The organism is Stenotrophomonas pictorum JCM 9942, assembly GCF_001310775.1.
GTDB classification, from domain to species: Bacteria; Pseudomonadota; Gammaproteobacteria; order Xanthomonadales; family Xanthomonadaceae; genus Stenotrophomonas; species Stenotrophomonas pictorum.
In genome coordinates, this window is record NZ_BAZI01000136.1 from 1 (window position 1) to 7,060 (window position 7,060).

General features: G+C 65.6%; 8 protein-coding genes and 1 pseudogene. 2 read left to right on the forward strand and 7 right to left on the reverse strand.

All coding sequences use genetic code 11. The features are described from left to right. Positions 1 to 246 precede the first annotated feature (246 nt). Entirely contained in the window at positions 247 to 855 is a 609-nt protein-coding gene (locus tag JCM9942_RS08585) for a DUF937 domain-containing protein (protein WP_054659035.1), read from the forward strand. A gap of 94 nt (positions 856 to 949) precedes the next feature. Here the strand turns inward: JCM9942_RS08585 and JCM9942_RS08590 are convergent, their stop codons facing one another. After that, on the reverse strand, positions 950 to 1,357 hold the full coding sequence (locus tag JCM9942_RS08590; protein WP_054659037.1) for an RNA-binding S4 domain-containing protein: 408 nt from the start codon (positions 1,355 to 1,357) through the stop codon (positions 950 to 952). A 106-nt stretch (positions 1,358 to 1,463) separates the two neighbouring features. Between JCM9942_RS08590 and JCM9942_RS08595 the strand changes: the two genes are divergently transcribed. Further along, positions 1,464 to 2,957 carry an MATE family efflux transporter gene (locus tag JCM9942_RS08595; protein ID WP_054659039.1) on the forward strand — a complete coding sequence of 498 codons (1,494 nt, stop codon included), beginning with the start codon at positions 1,464 to 1,466 and terminating at the stop codon, positions 2,955 to 2,957. A gap of 356 nt (positions 2,958 to 3,313) precedes the next feature. On the opposite strand, the pseudogene rplS reads toward JCM9942_RS08595, so the two are convergent. The 6 genes and pseudogenes from rplS to JCM9942_RS08625 form a co-directional block, all read right to left on the reverse strand. Continuing rightward, positions 3,314 to 3,711, reverse strand: a pseudogene (gene rplS, locus JCM9942_RS08600) (50S ribosomal protein L19). A gap of 137 nt (positions 3,712 to 3,848) precedes the next feature. Beyond that, positions 3,849 to 4,625, reverse strand: a complete 777-nt coding sequence (gene trmD, locus JCM9942_RS08605; protein WP_054659041.1) for a tRNA (guanosine(37)-N1)-methyltransferase TrmD — start codon at positions 4,623 to 4,625, stop codon at positions 3,849 to 3,851. Positions 4,626 to 4,630: 5 nt separating this feature from the next. Further along, positions 4,631 to 5,146 (reverse strand): ribosome maturation factor RimM, encoded by a 516-nt coding sequence (rimM, locus tag JCM9942_RS08610; RefSeq protein ID WP_054659043.1) that lies wholly within the window; start codon positions 5,144 to 5,146, stop codon positions 4,631 to 4,633. A gap of 40 nt (positions 5,147 to 5,186) precedes the next feature. Further along, on the reverse strand, positions 5,187 to 5,447 hold the full coding sequence (gene rpsP / locus JCM9942_RS08615; RefSeq protein ID WP_054659045.1) for a 30S ribosomal protein S16: 261 nt from the start codon (positions 5,445 to 5,447) through the stop codon (positions 5,187 to 5,189). A gap of 116 nt (positions 5,448 to 5,563) precedes the next feature. Beyond that, positions 5,564 to 6,349, reverse strand: coding sequence for an aminotransferase class IV (locus tag JCM9942_RS08620; RefSeq protein WP_054659047.1), 786 nt, complete (start codon positions 6,347 to 6,349; stop codon positions 5,564 to 5,566). 5 nt (positions 6,350 to 6,354) lie between these two features. Then, positions 6,355 to 7,060, reverse strand: a 706-nt coding sequence (locus JCM9942_RS08625; protein ID WP_054659049.1) for an NAD(P)H-dependent flavin oxidoreductase, incomplete at its 5' end; no start/stop codon positions are given.

Consider the following 7,060-nt stretch of genomic DNA (forward strand, 5'->3'; position numbering starts at 1 on the left):
TCCATTCGCGCCCCCGCCGCACCCGGGCAGCGATTTCCCCACCGCCACCCCGGGCGCCGAAGACATCGAGCTGTAAGCACCAACGACCGGCACTTCCCTGCCATCACCGCCCGCCCAGCGCGGGCGGTGGTGCTTCCGGACCGCGCCACGCTGCAGACCTTCTTCCCGCAGCCGCCTCTGCCCTGGCTCTTCCGCCCGTGCCGGGGGTACCATGCAAACAGCCTCCCACCGCAAGGATCCGTGCCGATGAGCCTGACCGACGATCTCCTCTCCCAGTTGCAGGGCGCACCGCTGCAACAGGTTTCGCAGCAACTGGGCATTGACCGCCAGCAGGCGTCCACCGCGGTCAGCGCGGCGCTGCCGCTGCTGATGGGCGCCCTGGGCAACAACGCGGCCAAGCCGCAGGGCGCCGAGGCCCTGTTCGGCGCCCTCCAGAACAATCACAGCGGCCTGGACATCGGCAGCGTGCTGGGCGCGGTACTGGGCGGCAATAGCGCGACTCCGGCCGCCAATGGCGCCGGCATCCTCGACCACATCTTCGGCAGCAACCAGGCCCGCGCCGAAGCCGGCCTGGCCCAGGCCACCGGCCTGAGCCCGGGCACGTCGAGCCAGCTGCTGAAAATCCTGGCACCCATCGTGATGGCCTTCATCGCCCAGCGCATGAGCGGCGGGGGCACAGCCAACGCGGACGGCCTGGCGCAGATTCTGGGCCAGGAAAAACAGCAGGTGTCGCAGGCTGGGGGCATCGCGGGTGGGCTGCTCGGCAGCGTGCTGGACCAGGACGGCGACGGCCAGTTCGGTGTCGCCGACCTGATCAAGCTGGGCAGCGGCCTGCTCGGCAGCGGCAAACGCTGAACCTCACTGCCACTCACAAATCAACGCCACCGCTCCGGTGGCGTTCCGTTGTTGAAGATCCGCATCGGGTGACAGCAGCCCGCGCTGCTCGACGCTAATGCGCGTCAATATCCCCCAACGCCCGGATCAGCCGGCGCGCGCGCTTGTCCGGACGATGTTCCGGCGCCTGATAGCCGGTCCGCTCCGCAGCACGGCGCAGGCGCAGCGCTTCGCGCGCCTGTTTCGATGCAGCGGTCTCCTCGTAAAGCGCCTGCGCTACCGGTGCCGGTCCACGGCTATCACTCAGCCCGCGCACATTGAGCTGGACCACCTCTTCGCCACGCTGCACGCGCAAATCATCGCCTATCCGTATCGCCCGCGAAGATTTGGGTCGCTGTCCGTCCACCTCGACCTTGCCGGTGTCCACCGCCTGTTTGGCCAGGCTCCGGGTCTTGAAGAAGCGCGCGGCCCACAGCCACACATCCAGGCGGATACTCTCCACGGGAACTGCTGGGTGATTCATCTTAGTGCCCCGGCCTCCAATTTGTGACCGGGCGGTGGATACCCGCCTTCGGCCCCCTCATCTGCAAGGTGATAGTGTGCCAGCCCCGAAACCGGCAGCCGCATCCATGTCGAAAGCCACGCATGCCCGCTCACTGACCGAAGGCCCGATCGGGCGCAGCCTGCTGCTGTTCGCGCTGCCTATTCTGGCGGGCAACATCGCCCAGTCGCTGAATGGCTCGGTCAATGCGATCTGGGTCGGCAAGTTCCTGGGCGAGGCCGCACTCACCGCGACGGCCAACGCCAACAACATCATGTTTTTCCTGATCGGTTCGGTGTTCGGCATCGGCATGGCCGCCACGATCCTGATCGGCCAGTCCATCGGTGCCAGGAATCTGCCGCAGGCGCGCCGGGTGATGGGTACCAGCGCCACCTTTTTCGTCGGTCTTTCGGCCGTGATTGCGGTACTGGGCTGGTTCCTGTCGCACCGGCTGCTGTTGGCGATGGGCACCCCGGCCGAATCGCTGCCGCTGGCTGACGCGTATCTGAAAGTGATTTTTCTGGCGATGCCGCTGCTGTACGCCTTCGCCTTTATCAGTGCCGCGTTGCGTGGCGCCGGCGATGCACGCACGCCATTCGGCTTCCTGCTGCTGGCCGTGCTGCTGGATATCGCCTTCAATCCGCTGCTGATCTTCGGGATCGGTCCGTTCCCCGAACTGGGCGTGGCCGGCTCGGCATGGGCCACGTTCTTCTCGCAGGCCTTGGCGCTGACCGCGCTGCTGCTGTATCTGCGCAACAAGCGGCACATGCTGTGGCTGGGCCGAAAGGATGCCCGGCTGCTGAAAATCGACCCGGTCATCCTCACCTCACTGATCCTCAAGGGCGTGCCGATGGGCCTGCAGATGATCCTGATCTCGCTGGCAATGATCATGATGATCACCATGGTCAACGGCTATGGCGTAGAAACCGCCTCGGCCTATGGCGCCGCGCTGCAGCTGTGGACCTATGTGCAGATGCCGGCGATGGCCATCGGTGCGGCCTGCTCGTCCATGGCCGCGCAGAATGTGGGTGCCGGCCGCTGGGAGCGGGTAGATTCCACCGCGCGGACCGGTGTGTTGTTCAATTTCCTGCTTACCGGCGCGCTGATCGCACCGATCATCCTGTTCGATCGCAGCACGCTGGCGCTGTTCCTGCCGGCGGCCAGCCAGTCACTGGAGATCGGCCGCCACCTGAACCACATCGCGGTCTGGTCGTTCCTGTTCTTTGGGGTGAACTTCGTGGTTGCCGGCGTGGTGCGCTCCACCGGTGCGGTGGTGCCGCCGCTGCTGATCCTGGCCGTGGCGATGTGGGGCATCCGTGTGCCCTTCGCCAAATGGCTGCAACCGCTGATGGGGGCCGATGCGATCTGGTGGAGCTTCCCGGTCAGTGCGTTCTGCTCGATGCTGATGATCATGGCCTATTACCGCTGGGGAAACTGGCGCAAGGCGAGCATGCTGGTCACGCCCGAGACCGACACTGTGGCCACGCCGGCGGAGATCGGCGCCGCGCCCCCGGCGCCCGTGGCCGATGTCGATATCGGCCTTGGGATGGAACCTGCTCCCGGCGATACGACAGCACGCTGATCCCCGGACGCCGTGTCCAGGTGCAGCAGCCTGTGCCGGGAGATTCCGGATTCAGTGCGATGCGGGAGATCGTGAGGACTCCAGCGCGCGTCGCGCGCCGGCAAACGACGGCCAAACCATGCGCCCGCGATCAGCCGGCCGACAACGCACTGAACCGGTCAGATCCAGCCAAGCTGCTACCGCACTGGACAAAACATCCCCTCCTGATACAGCGATAACGCCACTGCCAGCAGGAAGCCACCCCCAACTCGCGCCGGCTTCCACCTCCGCCCGGAAGTATCTGTTCTGCCATAAACGCAAACGGCCACCCGAAGGTGGCCGTTGCTGCAGACTGGGTTTGAACCAGCCGGCGGGTATTACTCGGCAGCCTGACGGGCGGCCTTGGCGCGGGCGTTGCCGGCCAGGTCTTCCTTGATGCGCGCCTTCTTGCCTTCCAGGCCACGCAGGTAGTACAGCTTGCCGGAACGGACCTTGCCGCGGCGCTTCACTTCGACCGAGTCGATGATGGAGCTGTGGGTCTGGAACACGCGCTCGACGCCGTAGCCGTGCGAGATCTTGCGCACGGTGAAAGCGGAGTTCAGGCCGGCATTCTTGGTGCCGATCACGACGCTTCGTAGGCCTGCACGCGCTCGCGGTTGCCTTCCTTGACCTTCACGTTCACCACGACGGTGTCGCCCTGGCTGAATTTCGGCAGTTCGCGGGTGATCTGGGCGGATTCGAATTCCGCGACGATGGACTTGTTCAGCTTGCTCATTGGATTACACCGATTGTTTTCGGGTGGGCGTGTCGATTCGACAGCTTGGACTGATGCAGTCACCGGATTGCGCTGCACGTTTGTTGTTTTGTCTCCATCACCAGTCGATATCGGCTGGCGGGAATCGGCAATTATAGCTACTGGCTGCCGTCGGCGCCAGTAGGCGGTGTCTGGATTTCCAGACCTGCCACAGCCTCGGCCAGCAGCTTGCGGTCAGCCTTGCCCAGCCCGGCCTCATCGAGCAGATCAGGCCGCCGCAAGGCCGTCCGGAGCAATGACTGCTGCCGACGCCAGCGGGCAATGGCGGCATGGTTTCCTGATCGCAACACTTCCGGCACGTTCCCCAGCGCATGGCTGGCGGGGTGGCTGTAATGCGGGCAATCCAGCAGGCCATCGCCCTCGAAACTGTCCTGCACCGCCGATTCGGCGTCGTTCAAGGCTCCCTCCTGCAGGCGGGTCACCGCGTCGATGATCACCGCCGCGCCCAGCTCGCCGCCCGACAGCACGTAATCACCGATAGAGATCTCCTCGTCCACCTCGCTGGCGATAAAGCGCTCGTCCACGCCCTCATAGCGACCACAGAGCAGGATCATCCGTGGCAGCGCCGCCAGTTCCCGGACCTTGGCCTGGCTCAGCGGACGCCCCTGCGGGCTGAGGTAGATCAGCGGCGCCGGCTGTGGATCGGCGGCACGCGCGGCCGCCAACGCAGCCCGCAGCGGCTCGATCAGCATCACCATGCCAGGGCCACCACCGAATGGACGGTCATCCACCCGCCGGTAATTGCCCTCGGCGTAATCGCGCGGATTCCAGCCATGCAGCTCCAGCAAGCCGCGCTCCTGGGCCCGCCCGACCACGCCAAGCGCGGCCGACTGGGCCAGAAACTCCGGAAACAGGCTGATCACATCCACACGCATGGGACTCAGAACTCCGGATCCCAGTCGACGACGATCAAATCGGCATCGAAATCGACCGATTTGACGAAGTCGTCCATCACGAACGGGATCATGCGCTCGCGGTCGCCGCGCACCACCAGCACATCGTTGGAGCCGGTACTGAACAGATGCGAGACCTGCCCCAGCTTGACCCCCTCCACTGTCTGCACGTCCAGACCTTCCAGGTCGACCCAGTAATACTCGTCGGGCTTGGGCGGTGGCAGCGCACTGCGGGCGACATAGACCTCGGTGCCACGCATGGCTTCGACCACATCGCGGTCGGTCACGCCCGGGAAGCTCGCAACCAGATGCTTGCCGGAATCACGGCCACGTACGCCGCTCAACTCGGATTCCTGCCCTGCAGGAGTACGCAGAATCCAAGGCTGGTAGTTGAAAATAGCGGAACGCGGCTCGGTCCAGGACTCGAGCTTTATTTCGCCGCGCACACCAAAAGCGCCGGCAACCCTGCCCAGCAGGATCCGGCGCTCAGAATCTTTCTTCATGACTTGTGACTGGGCCACGCTTTCGCGTGGCCCGTCAGAATCAGGCCGCAGCGGCCTGAGACTTGGTCGCTTCCTTGTACAGGTTGCGGACCTTGTCGGTCATCTGGGCGCCGTTGGCAACCCACTTGTCGACGCTGGCGATGTCCAGCACGATGCGCTGCTCTGCACCCTGGGCAACCGGATTGTAGTAACCGACGCGCTCGATGTTGCGGCCGTCGCGGGCGCTACGGACGTCGGTGACGATGATGTGGTAGAACGGACGCTTCTTCGCGCCGCCGCGGGTCAGTCGAATCTTGACCATGGTCGTTTTCCTTTGTTGCCCAGTCGCCAGGATGGCGCGGTAAGCCGGCGATTATAGCGGCGCTATTGCTCCATTCCAACCCCGGCCACCCGCAAAAACTGAACCGGCACCCTCGCCTACAGCGGCTGCCAGGCGGCATGGGCCTGTGCCTGCTGCAAGCGCAGGAGCAACTCGTCCGAGCCGCCGAAGCGCTGATCGCCGATCCGCGCCAACGACCACACACCGCTTGCGTTGCAGGCGGCGGCACCGCGGAACGCTGCAAGCGCATCCAGCATCACCTCCCGGCGGAGCTGCCGCTCACCTTGCCACTGCAGGCCGTCAACCAGCAGCTGTTCGGTGGTGCCGCGCAGAGCCGCCGCCTGCGGCCAGACCACCTGGGCGCCATCCCAGAAAACGATGTTCCAGGTGCTGCCCTCGCTGATCCGGCCGGCCGTATCGACAAATACCGCGTCGTCGAAACCCTGCTGCACGGCCTGGCGGCGATGGTGGAAAAGCGGAAACGTTCCAAGATGCTTGATATGCGGCAGATCACGCTGATAGGCCAGCGGCAGCACCGAGCGCGCCAGGGCCGGCCTCGCGGCCGGTGCACCGACCGCTATAAGCACATCCACCGGTACTGCGCGCAATGGCCGGCGGAAGTCGAAATCCCGCGCGAATACCGTGATCCGCACCGAGGCATCCACCAGCTCGCCATGTTGCAATGCCTGCCGCAACCAAGCCCGCAACTGCCCTTCATCCAGCGTCGCGTCGAACAGCTCGCGCGTCCCCTGCTGCAATCGCTGCATATGCAGCGCCCAGCCCTGTACCGCGCCGCCGCGTACCTGCAATGAAGTGAAGTGCCCGTAATTGACCAGCGCCGCACTGACCAGCGCCGCATCCACCGGCTCGCCGTTGCAGAACATTCCGCTCACAGCAATTCCCTTGCCTGCGTCCACAGCGAACGCAGGATTCCTGCCGCCGGTGCGCTGCGCGCCATCCATGCCGACTGGCCGGCCCAGGCCTGCATCGCGTCCAGCCGGTTGTCGATAGCAGCCTGTTGCCGCATCGGGGCGGTAAGCCCGCGCTGCACCGGATATGGGCGCGGCGGCGGTACATCGCCCGCGTCGGCCGCCCGCACATAGGCAGTAGCCAGCGCACGTCCCAGACGGCCACTGAATGCCCGGGTCGCGCAGGTGGCCTCCGGCTCCGCGGCGGCCAAGCCCTGCCGCCAGGCAACCGGGATATCGGACTCATCGGCGGCCAGAAACGCGATGCCCACCTGCACCGCACTGGCGCCCAGCATCAATGCCGCTGCAACCCCGCGCCCGTCGGCGATGCCGCCCGCAGCGATTACCGGCACCTGCAAATGATCGACCAGACGCGACAGCAGCGCGAACAGGCCCACCATCTGCCGCTCGGCCTGCGCGGCATCGAACGCGCCGCGATGACCGCCGGCCTCCATGCCCTGCGCGACCACCGCATCGGCACCGGCCGCTTGCGCCTGCATGGCTTCATCCAGGGTTGTGGCGCAGGCGAACCAGGCGATCCCTGCCGCCTTCAGCCGCTGCACCTGTTCCTTGGAAAAGATACCCATGATGGTCGAGGCCACCGCAGGGCGAGCGGCGACCAGCGCC

Excerpts from the sequence above, each read along its gene's own strand:
- JCM9942_RS08585 (WP_054659035.1), top strand. The coding sequence starts at position 247 with ATGAGCCTGACCGACGATCTCCTCTCCCAGTTGCAGGGCGCACCGCTG.
- JCM9942_RS08590 (WP_054659037.1), bottom strand. The coding sequence starts at position 1,357 with ATGAATCACCCAGCAGTTCCCGTGGAGAGTATCCGCCTGGATGTGTGG.
- JCM9942_RS08595 (WP_054659039.1), top strand. The coding sequence starts at position 1,464 with ATGTCGAAAGCCACGCATGCCCGCTCACTGACCGAAGGCCCGATCGGG.
- trmD (WP_054659041.1), bottom strand. The coding sequence starts at position 4,625 with ATGCGTGTGGATGTGATCAGCCTGTTTCCGGAGTTTCTGGCCCAGTCG.
- rimM (WP_054659043.1), bottom strand. The coding sequence starts at position 5,146 with ATGAAGAAAGATTCTGAGCGCCGGATCCTGCTGGGCAGGGTTGCCGGC.
- rpsP (WP_054659045.1), bottom strand. The coding sequence starts at position 5,447 with ATGGTCAAGATTCGACTGACCCGCGGCGGCGCGAAGAAGCGTCCGTTC.
- JCM9942_RS08620 (WP_054659047.1), bottom strand. The coding sequence starts at position 6,349 with ATGTTCTGCAACGGCGAGCCGGTGGATGCGGCGCTGGTCAGTGCGGCG.